Origin of the sequence: Meridianimarinicoccus roseus (genome assembly GCF_003172915.1) — a bacterium.
Lineage (GTDB): Bacteria > Pseudomonadota > Alphaproteobacteria > Rhodobacterales > Rhodobacteraceae > Meridianimarinicoccus > Meridianimarinicoccus roseus.
The window spans coordinates 133,208-156,433 of record NZ_QGKU01000032.1 but is presented as its reverse complement, the minus strand read 5'-3'; the positions used below and the strand labels follow the sequence as shown (position 1 = coordinate 156,433).

The following is a 23,226-nucleotide window of genomic DNA, read 5'->3' as shown; positions in this document are numbered from 1 at the left end:
CGTGGCGTGTCCCTTGGGACTATAGCCTCCGGCAGCCGCAAACCAGAGGAAACCTCCCATGTCCAACGCCGCGCTTGAAACCGCCATCGAAACCGCCTGGGAGTCGCGCGACACGATCACGCCCGAAACTCGCGGCGAGACGCGCGACGCGATCGAAGCGACGCTCGAGGCGCTGGACGGTGGCGAGCTTCGTGTCGCCGAGCCCGGCGCGGATGGCGTGTGGACGGTGAACCAGTGGGCCAAGAAAGCGGTGCTGCTGGGCTTCCGGATCAAGGACATGGAAAAGCATGCCGGCGGGCCGCAGGGCGGCGGCTGGTGGGACAAGGTGGACAGCAAGTTCGCCGACTGGAAAAAGAAGGACTGGAAGGAAGCCGGCTTTCGCGCCGTGCCCAACTGCGTCGTGCGCAAGTCGGCCTATATCGCACCCGGCGTGGTGCTTATGCCGTCATTCGTGAACCTCGGCGCCTATGTCGACAGCGGCACGATGGTGGACACCTGGGCGACGGTCGGCTCCTGCGCGCAGATCGGCAAGAACGTCCACCTGTCGGGCGGCGTCGGGATCGGCGGCGTACTGGAGCCGATGCAGGCCGGCCCCACCATCATCGAGGATAACTGCTTCATCGGTGCGCGGTCCGAGGTGGTCGAAGGCTGTATCGTGCGCGAGGGGTCGGTGCTGGGCATGGGCGTGTTCATCGGCCAGTCCACAAAGATCGTCGACCGCGAAACCGGCGCGGTGATGTATGGTGAAGTGCCCAGCGGGTCGGTCGTGGTGGCAGGGTCGATGCCCAGCAAGAACGGCGTGAACCTTTATTGCGCGGTGATCGTGAAGCGCGTGGACGCGCAGACCCGGTCCAAGACCTCGATCAACGAGTTGCTGCGCGACTGACGCCCGCCGCCGCCGTGCCGGGAATGGCTGCCGGGGTGCTCGCCCCGCAAATCGGACGTGACCGCCTGCAAACAAGGGACAGACCATGACGGACCGCCCCGGAAAACCCGCCTCGCGTCAGCAGGTCTATACACTGCTGGTTCAGGTCGGCCGCAAGCAGGGCGACGGGCTGCCCGAGGGGGCGACCGGCGCAGCGCTGATGGTCTACGCCTCGGGCGTGGATGAGGCGGAGGCCGTGCGTGAGACTGTGGCCGTGCTGAAGCAGGCCGATCTCGCACCGCTGGACGTAACCGGTTACGGCACGCTGGAAGAGCGGATCGCGCAGGGCCATGACATCGACGAGGACGAGCGCGGCATGATGGCCCGCGCGCTGGACGAGAACGCAGTCGTTGTCGCGCAGCTGACGCCATTCTTTTCGGAGGCATGAGTCTGGCGCGCCAGACCCGCGTTGCGCCGCTCCGCGCCGCGGGCTAGGCCTTCGCAATGACAAAGGACCAGACCGCCATGCCCGCCCTTTCCCCAGCCATCGACCCCGCCGAGCTGACCGCGCGGCTGGTGCGCTGCCCCTCCGTCACGCCCGAGGAGGGCGGCGCACTGACGCTTCTGGAAGAGTTGTTGTCGGCGGCCGGGTTCGAGTGCACGCGCACTGATCGTGGGGGGGTCGCCAACCTGTACGCGCGCTGGGGTGCGAAAGACCACCCGCGCAGCTTCGGCTTCAACGGGCACACCGATGTGGTGCCGGTCGGCGACGTGTCTGCGTGGTCCTGCGACCCGTTCGGTGCCGAGATCCGCGATGGCTGGCTGATGGGGCGCGGAGCCTGCGACATGAAATCCGGGGTTGCGGCTTTTGTCGCCGCGGCGGTGGATTTCGTGCGCGACACGCCACCCGACGGAGCGGTGGTCATCACCGTGACCGGGGACGAGGAGGGCGACGGGATCGACGGCACCGCCGCGATCCTCGACTGGATGGTGCGCGCGGACGAACGCATGTCGGTCTGCCTTGTGGGAGAGCCGACCTGTCCGGAGCGGTTCGGCGAGATGATCAAGATAGGCCGCCGCGGATCGCTGACAGCCTATTTCGCCGCGACCGGGGTGCAGGGCCATTCGGCCTATCCCCACCGGGCGAAGAACCCGGTTCCGGCGCTGGCCCGCCTTGTGGACCGCCTGTCGGCCGCCGAACTGGACAGCGGCACCGACCATTTCGACCCCTCGACGCTGGCGGTGACCACTTTCGACGTGGGCAATCCGGCAAACAACGTGATCCCGGCGCGCGCGACCGCGACGGTGAATATCCGCTTCAACGACACGCACCGGTCGGACACTCTGATCGCTTGGCTGGAGGCACAGGCGGCGCAGGTCGCGCAGGACACCGGCATAGGGATCGAGGTCAGCGTCAAGGTTTCGGGCGAAAGCTTCATCACTCCACCGGGGGCACTGAGCGACCTTGTGGCCAAGGCAGTCCAGGCCGAGACCGGGGTGGTGCCAGTGCTGTCTACCTCGGGCGGCACGTCAGACGCGCGGTTCATGCGCACCCACTGCCCCGTGGTGGAATTCGGGCTTGTGGGGCAATCCATGCACCAGGTGGACGAAAGGGTCGAACTGGCGCAGATCCACGCGCTGAAGGCGGTCTATGCCCGTGTGCTTGCCGCCTATTTCGCAGCGTAGGACTCGTCGCTAAGGCGCTCCGGTCCGTCTTCGACATCTGCCGAGGTCTCTTTCCGCCCGGCGCGGCAGGCGGGCTGACCCGCCTGCACCCGGCGCGAAGAGGCTGGGGGGTGGCGTCAACCGTTCGCGCCGCGCCGCTGCCGCTTTCGCGCATGACGCTCCTCCTGCGCCGTGCTAGGTGAAGGGCATGGCACGTATCCCCACCAAGGAGGAAATCCTCGCCTGGATTTCCGACAACCCGACCCAAACCTCCAAGCGCGACATCGCCCGGGCCTTCGGCATCAAGGGCGCCGACAGGATCCCGCTGAAATCCGTGCTGCGCGGGCTGGAGGCGGACGGCGTGCTGGAGAAACGGCGCAAGACCTACCGCGACCCGGACCGCCTGCCGCCGGTATCGGTGCTGGAGGTGCTCGCGCCCGATGGCGACGGCGATCTTTACGCAAGGCCGCTCGAATGGCACGGCGATGCGGACGCCGTGCCACGCGTACTCTACATTCCCCGCCCGGCGGAGCCCGCGCTTGGGGCGGGCGATCGCATCCTTGCGCGGCTGACCCATGTCGGGCTGGACGACTACACCTACGAGGCGCGGCTGATCCGCCGTATCGGCACAAATCCGCGCCGTCTGCTGGGGATATTCCGCAAGAGCGCCGAGGGCGGACGCATCGTGCCGATCGACAAGAAGGCCGACCGGGAGTGGATCGTGCAGCCCGGTGCCACGCAGGGCGCGCAGGACGGCGAGCTGGTGGAGGCCGAGCAGGCCGGACCCCGCGCACGCATGGGTTTGCCGCAGGCGCGCATCCTGGCCCGGCTGGGCGATCCGTCCGCACCGCGTGCCGTATCGTTGATTGCGATCCACGAACATGGCATCCCCGACAGTTTTCCCGACGCCGTGCTGCAGGAAGCCGACAGCGCCAGACCCGCGGGCCTTGCCGGGCGCGAGGATCTGCGAGATCTGCCGCTTGTCACCATCGACCCCGCCGATGCGCGCGACCATGACGACGCCGTTTTGGCCCATGCCGACGAAGACCCCGCAAACCCCGGCGGCCACGTTATCTGGGTCGCCATCGCCGACGTGGCCCATTACGTCACGCCGGGATCGGCGCTGGACCGCGAGGCGCGCAAGCGGGGCAACTCCACTTATTTCCCCGACCGCGTCGTGCCCATGCTGCCGGACCGGCTGTCGGGCGACCTGTGTTCGTTGCACGAAGGTGTGCCGCGCCCCTGCATCGCCGTGCGCATCCGCATCGACGCCGAGGGCGAGAAGATCGACCATCGCTTCGTGCGTGGGATCATGCGGTCCGCCGCTTCGCTGACATATGAAGAAGCGCAAGGGGCAATGGACGGGTCGCCGTCGGACCGGGCGGGTCCGCTTCTGGATCCGGTGATCCGCCCGCTTTATGCCGCTTATGGCGCCCTCAAGGCTGCCCGCGCTCGTCGTCAGCCGCTGGAACTCGACCTGCCAGAACGGAGGATCGAACTTGGTGAGGACGGGCGCGTCGCCTCGGTCGCGTTCCGGTCGCGGTTCGACGCACACCGCCTGATCGAGGAATGCATGGTGCTGGCCAATGTCTGCGCCGCCGAAACGCTGGCCTCAAAGCGCAGCCCGCTGCTCTACCGCGTGCACGAGGAACCCAGCGTCGAAAAGCTGGATGCGCTGCGCGAGACGGCTCAGGCGGCGGGACTGACGCTGGCCAAGGGGCAGGTGCTGCAAACCCGGCACTTGAACCGGCTTCTGGAACAGGCGGCCGGTACCGCCGAGGCCGAGTTGATCAACCTCAGCACGCTGCGGTCGATGACGCAGGCCTATTACAGCCCCGAGAATTTCAGTCATTTCGGGCTGGCGTTGCGGCAGTACGCGCATTTCACCTCGCCGATCCGGCGCTATGCCGACCTCGTGGTGCACCGCGCATTGATCTCGGTGCACGGCTGGGGCGACGGCCGCGACGGGCTGAGCGCGGAAGAGGAAGAGCGGATCGAGGCGACGGCCAAGCACATCTCGGATACCGAACGCCGGTCGATGCTGGCCGAGCGCGATACAAATGACCGGTATCTCGCCGCCTACCTGTCCGAACGGATCGGGGACGAGATGGCCGGGCGGATCTCGGGCGTGACCCGCTTCGGTCTGTTCGTGAAGCTGGACGAAAATGGCGCCGACGGGTTGGTGCCGATCCGCAGCCTCGGGTCCGAGTTCTTTCACCACGACGCGCAGGCGCAGACCCTGATGGGGTCGGACACCGGGCTGACGCTTGGCCTTGGGCAGGTGGTGACCGTCAAGCTGGCCGAGGCCGCGCCGGTGACCGGCGGTGTCATCCTGGAACTGCTTGAGGTCGAGGGCGCGACCATGCCGCGCGGTCCGTCGCGGGGTGCGCGCGCGTCGCGAACCGGGAAACCGCCGCGGCGCAAGGCCGACAAGGCCAAGGCGAAGGCGGCCAAGATCAAGCGAAAGGTCGCACGCACCCGGCGCTGACCCCTTTGCCGAGGCGCGGGCATCGGGTAGTCTGTCGGAAACGAGGGCCGCAAAGGTCCCGGCCAACCCGAGCAGGAGTTCGCCCTATGCGCCCCATCGCCACTGCCCTGACCATCGCCCTTGCGGCGCAGGCCGCCCCGGCCCTTGCACAGGCCCCGACACCACGGCCGGACGCGCGGGTGACGGTCACACAGGCCGCCGCGACCTCGCCGCGCCCGCTGCTGCGGCCCGCCGTAGCCGCTCGGACCGAAACCGTCACCACGGCATCGCTTGGCCCGGCGGGGTTCAACGGCTGGGTCCAGGATTTCGCCCGCCGCGCGCAGCGGCAGGGCATTTCCTTCGAGGTGGTGAAGGCCGCGCTGACCGGCATCCGCTACGATGCCGATATCGTAGCGCTGGACCGCAACCAGGCGGAGTTCAGCAAACAGCTTTGGGAATATCTCGACAGCGCGGTGTCGTCGAACCGGATCGGCACCGGCCGCGCAATGCTGTCGCGCCATGCGGCCACGCTGGACCGGATCGAGCGGCGCTATGGCGTGGATCGGGAGATTGTCGTCGCGATCTGGGGACTGGAAAGCTCCTATGGTGGATTCCGCGGCAACACAGACACGGTCGCGGCGCTGGCTACGCTTGCCTACGACGGCCGCCGCGGAGCCTTTTTCGAGGAACAGCTGATCGCCGCGCTGAAGATCATCGAGGACGGCGATATCGGTCCGCGCGCCATGCGCGGAAGCTGGGCCGGCGCGATGGGCCACACCCAGTTCATGCCGACCTCGTATCTGGAACACGCGGTGGACTTCACCGGCGACGGGCGGCGCGATATCTGGTCGGACGATCCGTCTGATGCACTGGCCTCAACCGCCGCCTATCTGAAGGATTTCGGTTGGACCGCCGGCCAGCCTTGGGGCGTCGAAGTGCGCCTGCCGCAGGGGTTCGACTACGCGCTTGCGGGGGACGGCGAAAAGACCGTCGCGGCCTGGACGCGGCTTGGCGTGCGGGACATGGCCGGGCGGCAGGTGCCCGATCACGGCCGCGCGCAACTGCTGCTACCCGCCGGGGCGCGTGGGCCTGCCTTTCTGACCTTTCGCAACTTCGACGTGATCAAAAGCTACAATGCCTCCACCAGCTACGCGATGGCTGTCGGGCATCTTGGCGCGCGGATGGGCGGCGCGCCCGACTTCACTGCTCCCTGGCCACGCGGTGACCGGGCGCTGAGCATGGCGGAAAAGACGGAACTTCAGCAACGGCTGACGGCGAAGGGCTTTTCGACCAACGGGATCGACGGGCGCGTCGGGCCGGACACGATCGCGGCGATCCGGCGCTACCAGCAGGCCGTCGGCCTTGTGGCGGACGGCTATGCCTCGGCGGAGCTGCTGGCCCGTTTGCGCTGAACTGGCGCTCACAGATCGGCAAGGTAACCCATCGACCGGAAGCTGAGTTCCTGCGACTTGCCGATGATCAAATGATCATGCAGCGTCAGGCCAAGCACCTGCGCCGCGTTTTGAATACGCTCTGTCATGGTGATGTCGGCCTCTGACGGGGTCGGGTCGCCCGACGGGTGGTTGTGTACGAGGATCAGCGCCGAAGCATTCAGTTCCAGCGCGCGCTTGACCACCTCGCGCGGATAGACCGGCACGTGATCCACCGTGCCCTTGGCCTGCTCCTCGTCCGCGATCAGCACGTTCTTGCGGTCGAGGAACAGCACACGGAACTGTTCGTGTTCGAGATGCGCCATCGTGGTGTGGCAATAGTCCAGCACCGCGTCCCAGCTTGAGATCACGGGCTTCTGCATCACCTTGGACCGCGCAAGGCGGTGGCTCGCGGCTTCGATGATCTTCAATTCCAGCACAACGGCATCGCCGACGCCGCGCACCTTCATCAACCGGTCGCGCGGCGCGGCGCAGACGCGGGCGAAGTCGCCGAAGGTTTCCAGCAGGCGACGCGCCACCGGCTTGACGTCGCAGCGGGGCAGGGCGCGGAACAGCACCAGCTCCAGCAATTCGTAGTCGGGCATGGCCGCCGCGCCGCCAGTCAGAAACCGGTCGCGCAGGCGTTTGCGATGATCCCGGATATAGGAAGGAAGCTTTCGCCCCTTCGGGTCCGTCGCAATGAACTCCTGCCCCTCGAACAGGGGCAGGAGGGGTTCGCGAAAGGAACTGGGACCGGACATGCCCAGACCTTCCTACAGGTCTCTAAATTTAGAGTTAAATCCGGCGGATCAGCTTTTCATACTGTCCCAGAAACCCTTCACCTTGGAGAAGAAGTTGGCGCCCTCCGGGTGGTTGTCTTCCGAGTCGGCCTCGAACTCGCGCAGAAGCTGCTTCTGCTTGCTGGTCAGATTGACCGGCGTCTCTACGGCCATCTCGATGAACATGTCGCCATGTGCACCGCCGCGCAGTGCGGGCATGCCCTTGCCGCGCAGGCGCATCTGCCGTCCCGACTGGCTGCCCGCGGGCACCTTGACCCGGGACCGTCCCCCATCGATGGTCGGCACCTCGATATCCCCGCCAAGCGCCGCCGTCGTCATCGACACCGGAACGCGGCAGAAAAGGTTTGTGGCCTCGCGCTGGAACAGGGCGTGGTCGGCAACCTCGAGGAAGATGTAGAGATCGCCGGTCGGCCCGCCCCGCATCCCGGCCTCGCCCTCGCCGGCAAGACGGATCCGCGTGCCTGTCTCCACCCCCGCGGGGATGTTGACTGAAAGCGTGCGTTCCTTTTCGACCCGGCCCGCGCCACGGCAGGTGGTGCAGGGGTTCTTGATGATCTGGCCTAGCCCCGAACACGTCGGGCAGGTCCGTTCCACCGTGAAGAAGCCCTGCTGCGCGCGCACCTTTCCCATGCCCGAGCAGGTCGGGCAGGTCACGGGTTCGGACCCGCCTTCGGCGCCGGTGCCGTTGCAGGCTCCGCAGGACACTGCGGAGGGCACCTTGATGGTCTTCTGCAAGCCGCGATAGGCGTCTTCCAGCGAAATGCGCAGGTTGTAGCGCAGGTCAGACCCACGCGCGGCCCGTTGCCGTCCGCCGCCACCGCGCTGGCCGCCCATGAAATCGCCGAACAGGTCGTCGAAAACATCAGAGAAGGCCGACGCGAAATCCGCCTGCCCTGCGCCGCCTGCGCCGGGTCTTCCCCCGCCGCCCATGCCGCCTTCGAACGCGGCATGGCCGAACCGGTCATAGGCCGCCTTCTTGTCGGCGTTGCTCAGAATTTCGTAGGCCTCGCCGGCTTCCTTGAATTTCGATTCCGCATCCGGGTTGTCCGCGTTGCGGTCCGGGTGAAATTCCTTGGCTTTCTGGCGATAGGCCTTCTTTATCTCGTCGGGGGAGGCGCCGCGCGCCAACCCTAGAACATCGTAATAGTCACGTTTCGCCATTCGCGCGTCACCTCCTGGAAACGCAGAACCGGCCCCGAAGCTGCGTCAGGGCCGGTTCGTGCATGTCACCGCGCTCAGGACGCGCGCTTGTTGTCGCCCAGATCTTCGAAATCGGCATCCACGATGTCGTCGTCGCCGGATGCGCGGTCCTCGTCATCATCGGCGGCCCCGTCATCCTCGCCGGCATCGGCCTGCGCCTTGTAGATGGCCTCACCCAGCTTCATGGACGCTTCCATGACGTTCTGGATGCCCGACTTGATCTTCGCGGCATCGTCTTTCTCAAGCGCTTCTTCCAGTGCCGTGATGGCGAACTCGATCGCTTCAACAGTGGTCGGGTCCACTTTGTCGCCATGCTCTTCCAGCGACTTCTTGGTCGAATGGATCAGGCTTTCGGCCTGGTTCTTCGCTTCGACCAGTTCCTTGCGACCCTTGTCCGCTTCAGCGTTCGCCTCGGCGTCCTTGACCATCTGCTCGATCTCGTCCTCGGTCAGACCGCCAGACGCCTGGATGGTGATCTTCTGCTCCTTGCCGGTGCCCTTGTCCTTCGCGCTCACGGCGACGATGCCGTCGGCGTTGATGTCGAAGGTCACCTCGATCTGCGGCATGCCGCGGGGGGCAGGCGGGATCTGTTCAAGGTTGAACTGCGCCAGCATCTTGTTGTCGGACGCCATTTCACGCTCGCCCTGGAACACGCGGATCGTCACGGCCGACTGGTTGTCCTCGGCGGTGGAGAAGATCTGAGACTTCTTTGTCGGGATCGTCGTGTTGCGGTCGATAAGACGGGTGAACACGCCGCCCAGCGTTTCGATGCCAAGGCTCAGAGGGGTCACATCAAGCAGCACGACGTCCTTGACGTCGCCCTGAAGCACGCCGGCCTGAATGGCTGCACCCAGCGCGACCACCTCGTCGGGGTTGACGCCCTTGTGCGGTTCCTTGCCGAAGAACTTGGTGACTTCCTCGTGCACCTTCGGCATTCGGGTCATGCCGCCGACCAGAACCACCTCGTCGATGTCGCCCACCGACAGGCCTGCATCCTTCAGCGCGGCTTGGCACGGCTTGATCGACGCCTTGATCAGGTCGCTGACAAGACTTTCCAGCTTGGCGCGGGTCAGCTTCATCACCATGTGCAGCGGCTGACCGTTGCTCCCCATCGAGATGAACGGCTGGTTGATCTCGGTCTGGCTTGCCGATGACAGTTCGATCTTGGCCTTTTCAGCCGCTTCCTTCAGACGCTGCAGGGCCATCTTGTCCTGCGTCAGGTCCACGCCGTGCTCTTTCTTGAACTCGTCGGCAAGGTAGTTGACGATCCGCATGTCGAAATCCTCGCCGCCGAGGAAGGTGTCCCCGTTGGTCGATTTCACTTCGAACAGGCCATCATCGATCTCGAGGATCGTGACGTCGAACGTGCCGCCGCCAAGGTCATAGACGGCGATCGTCTTGGCCTCTTTCTTGTCGAGACCATAAGCCAGCGCAGCTGCCGTCGGTTCGTTGATGATGCGCAGTACCTCAAGGCCCGCGATCTTGCCCGCGTCCTTGGTGGCCTGACGCTGGGCGTCGTTGAAATAGGCGGGCACGGTGATGACGGCCTGCGTCACTTCCTCGCCAAGATAGCTTTCGGCGGTTTCCTTCATCTTGCCCAGGATGAACGCGCTGATCTGGCTGGGCGAATACTTCTCGCCGCGTGCCTCGACCCACGCATCGCCATTTCCGCCGTCCACGACGGTGAAGGGCAGGTTCTTCTTGTCCTTCGCGATGTCCGTGTCGTCGAACCGGCGGCCGATGAGACGCTTGACGGCGAAGATGGTGTTGTCCGGGTTGGTCACGGCCTGCCGCTTGGCGGGCTGACCTACAAGCCGTTCGCTTTCCGTGAACGCGACGATCGACGGGGTGGTGCGGGCACCTTCGGCGTTTTCGATGACGCGGCCCTGCGCCCCATCCATGATGGCGATGCAGGAGTTGGTCGTGCCGAGGTCGATACCGATTACTTTGGCCATTGTCGTACCTTCTTTCTGGCGATCTGCGGGGAGGGCCCGATTGCGGCGCCGTCCCCTATCCCTTGGTTTGGCTGTGCCGGGATATCCCCGGCGAACTGCGGAGTATATAAGGGCCGCACCAAGGGGCTGCAAGCGCGCCTTTGAGATCGTTTCAGGCGTTTTTTCGGCGATACCCGCGGTGTTCGCGCTGCCCGGTCCGGCTTTGCGGCTGCCCCGGATGCGCCCGTTTTCCGGGCGTGGATACGCTGCATTGGACATCGAGGGCACAGCGTGCGACGCCTGCAGGATGGGATGCCCGTGTCAACGTGCCGTGCGTGGGGCAAGACAGAACCGGACGCCGGACCCTTGCCCTGTCGGAGGACTGTTCATGACAAAGAAGTTCCTGGCGGCCCACGGCGATGCCGAGCCGCCCGCAACCCGTGTCGGCGCAACCTGGCCGACAAGCCGATCTTCGCCGGGACCGGAGACGTCATCGGACCTTTCGCGGTTGATCATGCAGCGTTGGTGGCGCTGGCGGCAACGCTCGGGCTTGCGGCCCGGCCCGGCCGGGCCCTGCGCCTCATGACGGAGGGGCCCGCCGCCCTTGACCTGAAAGGTGTCCGTATCGTGCCTGGCCTGCTTGACCCCACAGCTCAGGCGGCGCTGCTGAAAGAATTGCGCGCACTGGTCGCGGCCGCCCCGCTGGTGACGCACAGCACGCCGCGAGGCAAGCCACTCAGCGTTCGGATGACGGCGGCCGGGCGGTTCGGCTGGGTGTCGGACCGGAAGGGATACCGCTACGCAGACCGCCACCCGTCCGGCCGCGAATGGCCGCCGATCCCGCAGCCACTGCTGGACCTCTGGGCGCTGCTGGTGCCCGGCGCGCGCGCCCCGGAATGCTGCCTGGTGAATTTCTACGGCGAAGGCGCGCGCATGGGCCTGCACCAGGACCGGGACGAGGCTGACCTGACGCAACCGGTTGTATCACTGTCGCTGGGCGATGACGGGCTGTTCCGGGTCGGCGGCACCGTGCGCGGTGGCCCGACGCGGTCGTGCTGGCTGCGATCGGGCGATGCCGCCGTGCTGGAAGGGCCCGCGCGTCTTGCCTTTCACGGGGTGGACCGGATCCGTTTCGGTTCGTCCACGCTCCTGCGCGACGGTGGCAGAATCAACCTTACGCTGCGGGTCGTGACGTGACAGGGTGGTTCCGGGCTGCACTGCAATGGGCGGTTGCCCATAGGGCATGGGTTTGCGAAAACTCGACTCGTAACGATGGACGAAGGGGGTCGGCACGATGGACTACTCCGTGCTGGAATCCGAATTTCGGCGCCTCGCGCTGGAAGCGGGCGACATAATCATGGCGATCTACGCCCGCGACGATTTCAACGTCCGCTCCAAAAGCGACGACAGCCCGGTCACAGAAGCCGACGAAGCCGCTGATGCGCATATCTCCGCCGGCCTGCGCGCGGCCTTTCCCGACACACTGCTCGTGACCGAGGAACAGGCCGCATCACACAGCCAAAGCGCGCGGGACTTCCTGATCGTCGATCCGCTGGACGGCACCAAGGAATTCGTGCAGCGCCGCGGCGATTTCACGGTCAACATCGCCTATGTCGAGAATGGTGTCCCGGTGCGCGGTGTCGTCTACGCGCCGGCCCGTGACCGTCTGTTCTACACGCGCGCGGACGGGCGCACGGTGGAAGAAGTCGGGCCTTTTGAAAAGGCGGCGCCCGGCGCACTCACCCCGGTGCAGGTCGGCACGCCCGACAACGATGCGCTGATGGTCGTCGCCTCCAGGAACCACCGCGATGCGGCCACCGACGCCTATATCGGCAAGTATGCCATCAAGGACATGACCAGCGCTGGTTCCTCTTTGAAGTTGTGCCTCGTCGCCAGCGGCGAGGCCGACATTTATCCACGCCTGGGGCGCACGATGGAGTGGGATACCGCTGCGGGACAGGCTGTCCTTACAGGCGCGGGCGGGGCGATGGTGCGTTTCGACGATCACAGCCCGCTGACCTACGGCAAGCCGGGGTATGAAAACCCGTTCTTCATCGCCCATGCGCCGGGCGTCCAGTTGAAGTCTGCCTGATCGTGTCGGTGCTCATCGTCATACCGGCGCGCTATGCCTCCACACGCTACCCGGGAAAGCCGCTGGTGGTGCTGCGCGATGCGGACGGAGTGTCCAAGACGCTGATCCAGCGGTCGTGGGAGGCCGCGATGGCGGTGCGCGGCGTGGACCGCGTGGTCGTGGCCACAGATGACGCCCGGATCTCGGATGCAGCGGAAAGCTTTGGCGCCGAGGTGGTGATGACCGCCGAAAGCTGTGCCAACGGCACGGAACGCTGCGCCGATGCGATCGGCCGTCTTGACGGCCCCGCGCCGACGATCGTGGTCAATCTTCAGGGCGACGCGCCGCTGACCCCGGCCTGGTTCGTGGAGGACCTCGTGGCCGGTCTGCGCGCCGATGATGGGGCCGATGTCGCCACGCCGGTACTGCGCTGCGATGGCCGCGCGCTCGCCGGTTTCCGGCAGGACCGCAGCGCCGGGCGGGTTGGCGGCACGACGGCGGTTTTTGACAAATCCGGCCGTGCGCTCTATTTCTCAAAAGAAGTCTTGCCGTTCACCGGTCACGACTACGACCCCGATATGCCGACGCCGGTGTTTCACCATGTGGGCGTATATGCCTACCGGCCCGCCGCGCTTGCGCGTTACACTGGACTGACGCAAGGGCCGCTGGAAGCCCTTGAGGGGCTTGAGCAACTAAGGTTCCTTGAAAACGGGCTGACGATAAAATGCGTCGAAGTCGAAGGACGAGGCCGGGTTTTCTGGGAACTGAACAACCCAGAGGATGTTGAAAGGATAGAACGCGTGCTCGCAGGTCGGGTGCCGGACGCGTGAGGGTACGGAGCGTACGCCATGAGTGCGTTGTGCGGTTCCCGCGTTACGTGGATGTGATATGGTGTGACGGCCATTTTCGCGTTTGGTTCGCTGATGTTATGTAATGAAATGGACGGAACAATGAATCGTAAGGTTACCAAGGCAGTCTTTCCGGTGGCGGGATTGGGAACTCGTTTCCTTCCGGCAACGAAGTCCATCCCCAAGGAAATCATGACGCTCGTAGACAGGCCGCTCATCCAGTACGCCATCGACGAGGCGCGCGATGCGGGTATCGAGGAATTCATCTTCGTCACGTCACGCGGCAAGTCCGCGCTTGAAGACTACTTCGACGCGGCGCCGCAGCTTGAAGAAACGCTCAAGGCCAAGAACAAGACCGCGCTTCTTGAGGCCCTCAAGAAAACCGACATGCCCAGCGGCGCAATCGCCTATGTGCGCCAGCGCGAGGCGCTGGGCTTGGGCCATGCGGTGTGGTGCGCGCGCCGCCTGATCGGTGACGAACCCTTTGCCGTCGTGCTCCCCGACGACGTGATCGCAGCCGACGACAAGTCCTGCCTGCATCAGATGGTCGAGGCTTATCAGGAAACCGGCGGCTGCATGGTCGCCGCGATGCAGGTGCCCAACGACAAGGTGTCGGCCTACGGAGTGCTGGACGTTGCCGAGGAGAACGGGCCGATCGTGACTGCCAAGGGCATGGTGGAGAAACCCAAGGCCGAAGACGCGCCATCCAACCTTGCCGTCATCGGCCGCTATATCCTGTCTCCTAAGGTGCTCGACAACCTGAACAGCCTGCGCGCCGGAGCCGGGGGCGAGATCCAGTTGACCGACGCCATCGCACAGGAAATCGGCGGTGCTGAAGGAGTTCACGGCTATCGCTTCCGCGGCCAGCGCTTCGATTGCGGGTCCAAGGCGGGCTTTCTGCAGGCCACCGTGGCCTTCGGATTGGGACGTGACGACCTGCGGGATGAATTCGGCAGCTTCCTGCGCGACATCATGGGCGTTCAGACCGCCGCAGAATAATCCACTACCCACCCGTCGTCGCGGCGGCACGGAAAAAGGGCACGGCCGATCCCGGCCGTGCCCTTTCGAATTTCTGCCCGGCAAAAGGTCCCGCAGCCGTCAGGCGGCTTGCGATTCCTCCGCACCGACAAGGATCGTGTGCAAGATCACTGGATCTTCGTTCGCGCGCAACTTGGCCTGCACTTTCGCGCCGCGTAGCGCCCGAGACACAAGAGCCAGCGCCTTGAGGTGATGCACGCCGCTGTCCTCGGGTGCGAACAGCGCGAACACAAGGTCCACTGGCTGGCGGTCCACCGCTTCGAACGGAACGGGCCGTTCAAGCCGAACGAACACGCCCACCACTTTCTCCAGGCTGGGGATGCGTGCATGGGGCAGCGCGACACCGCCGCCAACCCCGGTCGGGCCGATGCTTTCGCGATCCTGAAGCGCGCTCAGGGCCTCCTCCGTGTCGATGCCGTAACAGCCTGCAGCAATGTCGCACAGGTCGCGCATGAGGCGCTTCTTGCTCGTCACGTTGCCCAGAACCTTCACGGCTTCCGGCTTCAGAAGGGAACCCAATGTCATGCTGTCTTACTTTCTGCCAAGGAACGGCGTTGTCCGTCAGGTGGTGCGTTCGGGCTCGATCCACCCGATGTTTCCGTCATCCCGCCGATATACGACGTTCACGCCGTCCGTTCCCTCGTTCCTGAACACCAGCACCGGCGCTTCGGCCAATTCCATCTGCATCACCGCCTCGCCGACCGAGATCGACGGGATTCGGGTCTGCATCTCCGCGATGATGACCGGGGTCAGGCTGTCGGGTTCGTCTTCACTGTCCGTTTCGTTCGTGGCGATCACATAGGACGAAGCGCCGAAAGCTTCAACCGGCTGCGCGCGATCCTTGTGGTGATCCTTCAACCGGCGCTTGTAGCGGCGCAGCTGCTTTTCCATCTTCTCGCAGGCCGAATCGAAGCTGGGGTAGATCTCGAAAGCCTGGCCCTTCGCGCTGACGGTCAGACCGGTAGACAGGTGCACCGTGGCTTCGCAGACATGCTCGGCCCCGGACTTGGAAAAGGTCACCACCGCCTCTGTCGGACGTTCGGCGTATTTCTGCACCACGACGGTCAACTCGTCCTGCACATAGGTCTGCAGGGCCTCGCCGACGTCGATTTGTTTTCCGGTGATCTGGTAACGCATGTGTCCTCCTGTGCGCGTTGAAGTGCCGACGCCGGTGTTCTCCGGGTGTGAGCCCCGGAACGTTAAGGCGCCGTTAATTGTGGTGGCGAAAGCGCACGACCTTCTTTTGTTCCGGCAATGCCATTCCCGTCGCCCGCAGGGGCAGGGACAAGGGTGGGCATGCTGGCATACGGTCCTGACTGCATACCCTTCATTTGGCTCCCAAACCTTGCGTCATGTCAATCCGGGTCGCGCGGCGCATCAGTCTATCTTGAAGCCCTGCCCGAGATAGACCCGCCGGACGTTCTCGTTGCGCACGACATCCTGCGTTGTGCCGCTCATCAGCACCTTGCCGTCATGCAGGATGTAGGCGCGGTCCACGATCTCAAGCGTCTCGCGCACGTTGTGGTCGGTGATCAGCACGCCGATTCCGCGCGTCTTGAGGTCCGACACAAGCGCGCGGATATCGCCCACGGCGATCGGGTCCACCCCGGCGAAGGGTTCGTCCATCAGCACGTAGCGGGGGTTGGCGGCAAGGCAGCGGGCGATCTCCACCCGGCGTCGTTCGCCGCCTGACAGCGACAGCGCGCGCGCGCGCCGCAGATGCTCGATCGAGAATTCCGACAAGAGCTCTTCCAGCCGTTCGCTGCGCGTGGTGCGGTCGGGTGTGGCGATCTCGAGGATGGCGAGGATGTTGTCCTCAACGCTCAGCCCGCGGAAGATGCTCACCTCCTGTGGCAGGTATCCGATCCCCATGCGGGCGCGCCGGTACATCGGCAGCAGCGTGACGTCCCGCCCGTCAAGGATCACCTGCCCGCCCTCGGGGGTGACCAGACCGGCGATGGAGTAGAAGCAGGTCGTCTTGCCCGACCCGTTCGGACCCAGCAGCGCGACGACCTCGCCGCGATGTAGGTCCAGCGACACGTCGCGGATCACCGGTCGCTTGCGATAGCTCTTGCGCAGGCCGACGATCCGCAGACCGGCATCGCCGGGCGTGACGTTCAGCGCGCTCATTGGTCTTCCGTCGCCGGTTGCAGAACGGTGCGCACGCGTCCCTGCACCTCGCCCAGCCCGGTTTCCATGTCCACCACCAGCCGGTCGCCGGCGACGGTGTTGCCGCCTTGGGTCAGCAACACGTTGCCGGTCATGACGACCGTGTTGGTCTGTGGGGTGTAGATCGCCTCGTCGCCCTCCGCGGCTTCCTCGGGGGTGACCAGAAGCACGTCCTCACGGGCCGTGATTGTGTCTATATCGTCACCCAGCGTGCCGTCGGGGTTCAGAACGTATTCCACCAGAACCCATTGTGCGGTCAGCCGCATGTCGCCCTGGATCGCCAGCACGTTTCCGGTAAACAGCGCGGTGCCCTCGGCGCGGGCAAGGTCCAGCCGGTCGGACGTGACCTCCACAGGCGCGTCGGGGTCGGAATTGCGGAACCCGCCGGTCGCCGTGTCCTGCGCGGCGGCGCCCCATGACAGGACCGCCGCGGCCACCAGACCTGTCACCACTGCGCGCATCGCCATCGTCCCTTGTTTCCGTCTCACGGTGTGTATAGCAGCCGGACACCGCCGGTGAACACCATTCGCGTCCGCATCTCGTCTTCGGGGTCGGTGAAAACCTCCATTCGGTCCGCTTCGACCCACCATTGCGGCCCGTCTATCCGGACCGGTGCCAGCGTTTCCATGTAGCTGCGGTCGTTGCGCATCCGCAGCGCGTCGGTTCTCAGCACAGCGCCGTCCGAACTGACAACGACCACGTTGTCGGTCAGCGTGGACCTCAGCGCAGGCTCGTCAAGCTCGCCGTTGTCGGCGGTCGCGTCGTAGACCACTCCGTCGGGCATCCGCATCGTGGCGGTCAGGTTCTCGCCGAGGGTGACATGGGCGCGCTCCGGGTCGGGCACGAACACGTCCGCGGTGATCGACAACTCGCCCCCATCATCGGTCACGGCGGCATAGCGAGGCGTGCCGAGGCGCTGGGTGCGGGCCAGTTCCTCAACGTCTCTGTCCACGAAGCGCAGCGGTTCGCCTTCGGGTGCGTTGCGCGCCAGCAAGACAAGGGCCGACAGCAGTCCGAGGGCAATGAGTGGCAGCGCGAACTTGGCAGCCGTCACGGCCCGCGTATAGCGACGCCCGGCCGCCACCGGTCAGACCACGCCCGCGCGCAGGCAGTCGTGGATGTTGATGATCCCGGCCAGTCCGCCGCCGCTGTCGACAGCGAACAGGCAGGTGATCTTGCGCGCTTCCATCACGGCCACTGCCTCCTGCGCCAGCGCCTCGGGTGCGATGGTCTTGGGCCCGGCGGTCATCACGTCGCCCGCGCTGCGTTCCAGCAGGCCGGACATCTTCCGCCGCAGGTCGCCATCGGTGATGATCCCCGACAGCCGCCCGTCTTCGTCAAGCACACCGACCACGCCAAAGCCCTTCTGGCTCATGGTGACAAGTACATCGGTCATCGGGTCGCCAAGGCGCGCCAGCGGCAGCTCGTCGCCCACATGCATCAGGTCCGCCACCTTCGACAATTGCGCACCCAGCTTGCCGCCGGGATGGAACTGCCTGAAATCCTGCGGGCTGAAATCGCGATGCTCCATCAGCGCCACGGCCAGCGCGTCGCCCAGCGCAAGGGTCATCGTGGTCGAGGTCGTGGGCACCACGCCCGTGCCGCAGGCTTCCTCGGCGGGCGGCAGCACCAGCGCGACGTCCGCCTGCCGCAACAGCGTGCTGCCCGGCTTGCTTGCCACGCCGATCAGCGGGATCCCGAAGCGCCGGGTATGCGCGATCATGTCGGCCAGTTCGGGCGTCTCGCCGGAATTGGACAGCATCATCACCACGTCGCCCCGCGCGAGCATCCCGAGATCGCCGTGGCTCGCCTCGGCCGGGTGCACGAAATGGGCCGGTGTGCCTGTGGAGGCCAGCGTCGCCGCGATCTTGCGCGCGATATGCCCGGACTTGCCCATCCCCGACACGATCACGCGCCCCCCGGCATCCAGCAGCAGCGCCACCGCCTCGGCGAAACTGTCGTCCAGCGCATGGGCCAGCCCCGTCAGCGCCGCCGCCTCGATGGCGATCACGCGGCGCCCGGCCTCGAGGAACTTGTCGCGCTCATGGCTCATGGTGCGGACCCTTTCCCGGTCAGTGGCTGAAGATATCGGTGTCCGGCCAGCCTTCAAGATCCAGCCGCGCGCGGGCGGGCAGGAAGTCGAAACAGGCCTGCGCCAGCTTCATCCGGCCCTCGCGCTCAAGCCGGCGGTTCAGTTCCAGGCGAAGCTTGTGCAGGTGCAGCACGTCGGAGGCCGCGTAGTCGACCTGCGCCGCGGTCAGCGTCTCGGCGCCCCAGTCGCTGGACTGCTGCTGCTTGGACAGGTCCACCCCCAGCAATTCCTGCGTCAGGTTCTTCAGCCCGTGCCGGTCGGTATAGGTCCGCACCAGCTTGCTTGCGATCTTCGTGCAATACACCGGCGCTGCCAGCGCCCCGAAGGCGGCCAGCATAGCGGTGATGTCGAACCGCCCGAAATGGAACAGCTTCAGCGCGGAGGGATCGCGCAGCAGGCGGCACAGGTTCGGCGCCTCGGTCTGGCCGATCGCGATCTGCACCACATGGGCATGTCCGTCGCCACCGGACAGTTGCACGACGCAGAGCCGGTCGCGGTGCGGGTTCAGGCCCATTGCCTCGCAATCGATGGCCACCACAGGGCCAAGGTCAAGCCCGTCGGGCAGGTCACGCTGATGAAGGTGGTTGGTCACGCAGGAGGCCCTTTCCTTTTGACGCTTCGGTAGTGCAGTCCCGCAGCGGTGTCAAAAGGGCAGCGCTGTGGGCCGCCGTAACAATTCCGAAACGCCGCTGTGGCGAAACCGACGCATGGCGCGGTTAGGCTGACACCACACACGAACCTCGGAGACCCCGATGACCGCACGATCCCTCCTGACCGCCCTTGCCTTGCTGGCCGCTGCACCGGCCTGCGCCGACACCGCCTTTCCCGCGCGGCTTGCCGCCCATGCCGTGCTGCCCGCGCTCAGCCTGATCGTTCCGCCCGCCGACGCGCCGCGCGACTCATGGGTGTCGGGCAAGTTCACCGGCCCCGACGGTCCCGCCCGGCGCGTCACCGCCCCGATGAGCCTGCCGGGCGCTTACGGTATCGCGCGCCCGTTCATCGGCCAGCCGCTGCAGGGGCTGTCGGGCTTCGCCATGCAGCACGCTGCTGACGGGTCGATCTACGCACTGACCGACAACGGCTTCGGCTCCAAGGCGAACAGCCCCGATGCACTGCTCTTCTTCCACCGCATAGTGCCCGATTTTGAAACCGGCACCGTTGAGGTGCGCGAAACCGTCTTCCTGCGCGACCCGGATTTCCGGGTGCCGTTCCGCATAGCCCTTGAGGGCACCGACGCGCGGTACCTGACCGGGGCGGATTTCGATCCCGAAAGCATCCAGATCGTCGGCGAAAATGTCTGGATCGGCGAGGAATTCGGCCCCTACCTGATCCGCGCCACGCTGGACGGACGCGTTCTGTCGGTCCATCCGACGATTTCTGGCGGAACGGAACTGCGCGGCCCCGACCACCCGGCAGTGTCCGCGCTTTCGGCGGCGGGCACGGACTGGCAGGTGCCGCGCTCGGGCGGGTACGAAGGCATGGCGCTGCAGCCGGGAAGCGGGCTGCTGTGGGCGATGCTGGAAAAACCGATCCTCGCGCCGGATGGCACGCCCGAAGGCCAGTTCCTTCGCGTGATGGCCTTCGATCCGGCCACCGGTGTTTGGACCGGCGACGCGTTTCGGTTTCCGCTGGCCGACGGCGCCACGGCGATCGGCGATTTCAACTTCATCGATGACACCCGCGCCCTGGTGATCGAACGCGACAACGGCGAAGGCGACCCGTCGCTGGCCTGTTCGGGCGACCGTGCCCCGGATTGTTTTCCCAACCCCGCCCGTGTCAAGAATGTTGTTCTGATCGACACCGAAAGCGTGGATGCCAACGGGCTCGTGCGCCGGATCGGTCATATCGACCTGATGAACATCGCCGACCCGGACGGCCTGGCGCGGCTTGAAACCGATGCTGCCCGCGACCTGACAGGCATATTCACCTTTCCGTTCTTCACGATCGAGGATGTGATCTTGTGGGACGACAGCCATATCCTCGTGGCGAACGACAACAACCTGCCCTTCTCCTCGGGCCGTAAGCTCGGCGCTGCCGCTAACAACGAACTGATTCTGTTGTCGGTGCCCGGTCTGCTGACAGCCGACTGAATGTCAGGCCGAACACCCCTGCCGAAGCTCGTTGCCCTGAGGAATTGCGAAACTCAGCGCGAACACCGCCGCGATGCATTTCCCGGAGGGTCCTTTCGATACAGACCTTCTTCTTTCCCTTGCCCTTCCGGGGGCTGGCACCAGCGCCGCCATGGCCGGGAAATTCGTGAACCGTTCTCGTGCGGTGCCGTCGTGGAACGAGTCATTTCTCCGACCGGCTGGGCCGCCGCCTGACACACACCGGACACTTCCGGACTTGCCGGAAATGTCGGCGGGTCAGGTGCGTCGTGCCCTCTTCGGCGGCCTCGCTCAATAGCGGAACCTGGGTCCGCCCCAGGGAAGATCCGGGCATCACCGCAACCTTTCCGCCGTTCAGTGAGGCCATCTCGCAGACCGTCACCGGCCTCGTGGTCGGGAACAGCGAAAGTCTGGGCTGGTAAGCCGCCAACTTCGGGGCGACCCGGGTTTCCAGCGCCTTCGCCATCGCCGCAGGTCCAATTAGCGCCTTTCTGAGGGGCAACGTCATCGGCACCGGAAGATCCATGCAACGGGCCCCGACTGTCTTGAGGAAACGGCAAACTTCGTTGCCACAGCCGCCGCGCGCATCGTCCGGATTCAGACGATCCGCGACGCGGCAGACAGTGGCCCAGCCTGCATCGCGATTGACGGTGTGCGCTTCGTTGCCTCAACGCAGCCGCCTACAATGCCGTCCCCGGGCCTGGCGGCGCTGCCGCTGCTGGCCGGTGGTTTGGCGCTGCTCGGGTTCTTGCGCAAGTGCGCATTCTGCGCCTGACCTGACCTAAATGGCTGCCGAGAAAAGGGTGGTCCACCGTTGGCCGCCCCCTTCTTACTGCCAGTCGCTCTGCGCGATTTCACACAGAACTTGCGCGCGGGCGGGCCTGTTCACGGGGGCGTGCGCGGACCATCTGCCATCCCAGAAGCGCAAACGACTCCTACAGAAAACCACACCTGCCCGGCGCCGCCCGGACACATATTTCCCGGCCCCGCGCCGGAACGGAGGATACAATGATCACCCAGATCGAAGGGTTGCACCACGTCACGTCGATGGCGGCCAACGCTCAGGAAAACAACGACTTTTTCACCAAGGTGCTGGGACTGCGCAGGGTCAAGAAGACGGTGAATTTCGATGCACCGGACGTCTATCACCTTTACTACGGTGACGAGGTGGGAACCCCCGGCTCCGTCATGACCTACTTCCCGTTTCCTGATATGAATCAAGGAGTTGCAGGCGCAGGTGAGGTCGGTGTGACCGAATTCTCGGTGCCTGTCGACGCTCTGCCCTATTGGCAGGACCGGCTTGCGTCGCAGGGCGTCAAGAGTCTGGAAAAGAACGATAATTTCGGCGAGTCGCGGCTCGAGTTCCGCGGCCCCGACGGTGACGGCTTCGCGCTGGTCGAACGATCCGGCGATGATGTCCGCACTCCGTGGACCGGCGGAGGCGTACCTGAAGACGTGGGCATCAAAGGGTTTTCCGGCGCCCGGTTGCGGCTGCGTGACACCGGCCCCGAAGCCGAACTATTGCGCTTCATGGGCTATGAAACCGTCGAAACCGCCGATGGTCTGACCCGCATGGTGCGCGAAAACGCAAATGGCGCCAACGTGTTGGACCTTGAATCCATGCCGTCCGCAGGGCGCGCGCGGCAAGGCGCGGGGTCGGTGCACCACATCGCTTTCGCCGTGCCGGACCGCGCTGCGCAACTGGCTGTGCGCAAGGCGTTGACCGACACCGGCTACCAGGTGACTCCGGTGATCGACCGGGACTACTTCTGGGCGATCTATTTCCGCACGCCCGGTGGCATACTGTTCGAGGTCGCCACCAACGAGCCCGGCTTCGACCGCGACGAGGACACCGCCCACCTTGGCGCAGAGCTGAAATTGCCTAGCCAGCACGAACACCTTCGCGCACGACTGGAGCAACTGCTGGAGCCGATCCGTGACTGACGCCTTCTACGACGCGCTGGTACAGGACGGTGACGGCCCGCTGGTTTTCGCGTTCCACGGCACGGGCGGGCGGGCGCGGCAGGTGTTCGATCTCGCGCGTGAAATCCTTCCTGGGGCGGCGGTGGTCGCGCCGGAGGGGGACGTGTCGGAACACGGTGCGCAACGTTTCTTCCGGCGTACCGGCGAAGGGGTGTACGACATGGCCGACCTTACCGCCCGGACGGCGGCGATGGCGCGGTTCGTGGCGGACCGCAAGGCGGCAATGCCGGGACGTTCGGTGATGGGGTTCGGTTATTCCAACGGGGCGAACATCCTTGCCTCGGTGATGCTGTCGCATCCCGGTCTGTTCGACCGGGCAGGGTTGCTGCATCCGCTTATCCCGTGGCAGCCCGATGCCCAGCCGGGCCTTGCCGGACGGCGCATTCTGGTGACCGGCGGTGCCCACGATCCGATCTGCCCGCTGCCGCGGACCAACGCGCTGATCACGTATCTGAAGGCGCAGGGCGCAGCGGTGCAGGACCTTGTCCATCCCGGCGGGCACGAGTTGCGGCAAGAGGAACTGGTCGCGCTTCAGTCCTTGCTGACGGGGCCCTGA

General features: G+C 65.5%; 22 protein-coding genes. 12 read left to right on the top strand and 10 right to left on the bottom strand.

Annotated elements, in window-relative coordinates; translation table 11 throughout:
* Window positions 1-58: 58 nt before the first annotated feature.
* The 5 genes from dapD to DKT77_RS09850 all read left to right on the top strand — a co-directional run bounded on the left by dapD (window position 59) and on the right by DKT77_RS09850 (window position 6,409).
* On the top strand, window positions 59-886 hold the full coding sequence (gene dapD, locus DKT77_RS09870; RefSeq protein ID WP_109811532.1) for a 2,3,4,5-tetrahydropyridine-2,6-dicarboxylate N-succinyltransferase: 828 nt from the start codon (window positions 59-61) through the stop codon (window positions 884-886).
* An 85-nt stretch (window positions 887-971) separates the two neighbouring features.
* The gene (locus DKT77_RS09865; protein WP_109811531.1) at window positions 972-1,313 is read left to right on the top strand and encodes a hypothetical protein; all 342 of its coding nucleotides are present in this window, start codon (window positions 972-974) and stop codon (window positions 1,311-1,313) included.
* A gap of 77 nt (window positions 1,314-1,390) precedes the next feature.
* Entirely contained in the window at window positions 1,391-2,551 is a 1,161-nt protein-coding gene (dapE, locus tag DKT77_RS09860) for a succinyl-diaminopimelate desuccinylase (protein WP_109811530.1), read from the top strand.
* Window positions 2,552-2,738: 187 nt separating this feature from the next.
* Window positions 2,739-5,018, top strand: coding sequence for a ribonuclease R (gene rnr / locus DKT77_RS09855; RefSeq protein ID WP_109811529.1), 2,280 nt, complete (start codon window positions 2,739-2,741; stop codon window positions 5,016-5,018).
* Window positions 5,019-5,104: 86 nt separating this feature from the next.
* Window positions 5,105-6,409: a lytic murein transglycosylase gene (locus tag DKT77_RS09850; RefSeq protein WP_109811528.1), complete on the top strand. Its 1,305-nt coding sequence runs from the start codon at window positions 5,105-5,107 to the stop codon at window positions 6,407-6,409.
* Window positions 6,410-6,417: 8 nt separating this feature from the next.
* Here DKT77_RS09850 and radC read toward each other — a convergent pair whose 3' ends face one another.
* The 3 genes from radC to dnaK form a co-directional block, all read right to left on the bottom strand.
* Window positions 6,418-7,188, bottom strand: a complete 771-nt coding sequence (gene radC / locus DKT77_RS09845) for a RadC family protein (RefSeq protein ID WP_238547780.1) — start codon at window positions 7,186-7,188, stop codon at window positions 6,418-6,420.
* A gap of 48 nt (window positions 7,189-7,236) precedes the next feature.
* Window positions 7,237-8,388 (bottom strand): molecular chaperone DnaJ, encoded by a 1,152-nt coding sequence (gene dnaJ, locus DKT77_RS09840; protein WP_109811526.1) that lies wholly within the window; start codon window positions 8,386-8,388, stop codon window positions 7,237-7,239.
* A 74-nt stretch (window positions 8,389-8,462) separates the two neighbouring features.
* Window positions 8,463-10,382 carry a molecular chaperone DnaK gene (gene dnaK, locus DKT77_RS09835; RefSeq protein ID WP_109811525.1) on the bottom strand — a complete coding sequence of 640 codons (1,920 nt, stop codon included), beginning with the start codon at window positions 10,380-10,382 and terminating at the stop codon, window positions 8,463-8,465.
* A gap of 561 nt (window positions 10,383-10,943) precedes the next feature.
* Here dnaK and DKT77_RS09830 point away from each other — a divergent pair.
* The 4 genes from DKT77_RS09830 (at window position 10,944) to galU (ending at window position 14,279) form a co-directional block, all read left to right on the top strand.
* On the top strand, window positions 10,944-11,558 hold the full coding sequence (locus DKT77_RS09830; protein WP_109811594.1) for an alpha-ketoglutarate-dependent dioxygenase AlkB: 615 nt from the start codon (window positions 10,944-10,946) through the stop codon (window positions 11,556-11,558).
* Between the two features lie 97 nt (window positions 11,559-11,655).
* Entirely contained in the window at window positions 11,656-12,453 is a 798-nt protein-coding gene (cysQ, locus tag DKT77_RS09825; RefSeq protein WP_109811524.1) for a 3'(2'),5'-bisphosphate nucleotidase CysQ, read from the top strand.
* 2 nt (window positions 12,454-12,455) lie between these two features.
* Window positions 12,456-13,262 (top strand): 3-deoxy-manno-octulosonate cytidylyltransferase, encoded by an 807-nt coding sequence (locus DKT77_RS09820; RefSeq protein WP_109811523.1) that lies wholly within the window; start codon window positions 12,456-12,458, stop codon window positions 13,260-13,262.
* A gap of 120 nt (window positions 13,263-13,382) precedes the next feature.
* On the top strand, window positions 13,383-14,279 hold the full coding sequence (gene galU / locus DKT77_RS09815; protein WP_109811522.1) for a UTP--glucose-1-phosphate uridylyltransferase GalU: 897 nt from the start codon (window positions 13,383-13,385) through the stop codon (window positions 14,277-14,279).
* A gap of 99 nt (window positions 14,280-14,378) precedes the next feature.
* Here the strand turns inward: galU and DKT77_RS09810 are convergent, their stop codons facing one another.
* The 7 genes from DKT77_RS09810 to DKT77_RS09780 all read right to left on the bottom strand — a co-directional run bounded on the left by DKT77_RS09810 (window position 14,379) and on the right by DKT77_RS09780 (window position 19,171).
* Window positions 14,379-14,843, bottom strand: a complete 465-nt coding sequence (locus tag DKT77_RS09810) for a PTS sugar transporter subunit IIA (RefSeq protein ID WP_109811521.1) — start codon at window positions 14,841-14,843, stop codon at window positions 14,379-14,381.
* Between the two features lie 36 nt (window positions 14,844-14,879).
* Entirely contained in the window at window positions 14,880-15,455 is a 576-nt protein-coding gene (gene hpf, locus DKT77_RS09805) for a ribosome hibernation-promoting factor, HPF/YfiA family (RefSeq protein ID WP_109811520.1), read from the bottom strand.
* Window positions 15,456-15,695: 240 nt separating this feature from the next.
* The gene (gene lptB, locus DKT77_RS09800; protein WP_109811519.1) at window positions 15,696-16,448 is read right to left on the bottom strand and encodes an LPS export ABC transporter ATP-binding protein; all 753 of its coding nucleotides are present in this window, start codon (window positions 16,446-16,448) and stop codon (window positions 15,696-15,698) included.
* Complete coding sequence (locus DKT77_RS09795; protein ID WP_109811518.1) at window positions 16,445-16,954, bottom strand: LptA/OstA family protein; 510 nt, start codon at window positions 16,952-16,954, stop codon at window positions 16,445-16,447. Before DKT77_RS09795 ends, lptB begins: the two co-directional genes overlap by 4 nt.
* 17 nt (window positions 16,955-16,971) lie before the next feature.
* Window positions 16,972-17,571, bottom strand: coding sequence for an LPS export ABC transporter periplasmic protein LptC (gene lptC / locus DKT77_RS09790; RefSeq protein WP_109811517.1), 600 nt, complete (start codon window positions 17,569-17,571; stop codon window positions 16,972-16,974).
* Between the two features lie 3 nt (window positions 17,572-17,574).
* Entirely contained in the window at window positions 17,575-18,540 is a 966-nt protein-coding gene (locus tag DKT77_RS09785) for a KpsF/GutQ family sugar-phosphate isomerase (RefSeq protein WP_109811516.1), read from the bottom strand.
* Between the two features lie 19 nt (window positions 18,541-18,559).
* Entirely contained in the window at window positions 18,560-19,171 is a 612-nt protein-coding gene (locus DKT77_RS09780; RefSeq protein ID WP_109811515.1) for a ribonuclease D, read from the bottom strand.
* Window positions 19,172-19,331: 160 nt separating this feature from the next.
* Here DKT77_RS09780 and DKT77_RS09775 point away from each other — a divergent pair, with 160 nt between their 5' ends.
* The 3 genes from DKT77_RS09775 (at window position 19,332) to DKT77_RS09760 (ending at window position 23,226) form a co-directional block, all read left to right on the top strand.
* Window positions 19,332-20,669 (top strand): esterase-like activity of phytase family protein, encoded by a 1,338-nt coding sequence (locus DKT77_RS09775; RefSeq protein ID WP_109811514.1) that lies wholly within the window; start codon window positions 19,332-19,334, stop codon window positions 20,667-20,669.
* Window positions 20,670-21,695: 1,026 nt separating this feature from the next.
* Complete coding sequence (locus DKT77_RS09765) at window positions 21,696-22,631, top strand: VOC family protein (RefSeq protein ID WP_109811512.1); 936 nt, start codon at window positions 21,696-21,698, stop codon at window positions 22,629-22,631.
* Entirely contained in the window at window positions 22,624-23,226 is a 603-nt protein-coding gene (locus DKT77_RS09760; protein WP_109811511.1) for an alpha/beta hydrolase, read from the top strand. The genes DKT77_RS09765 and DKT77_RS09760 overlap by 8 nt, the downstream gene beginning before the upstream one ends.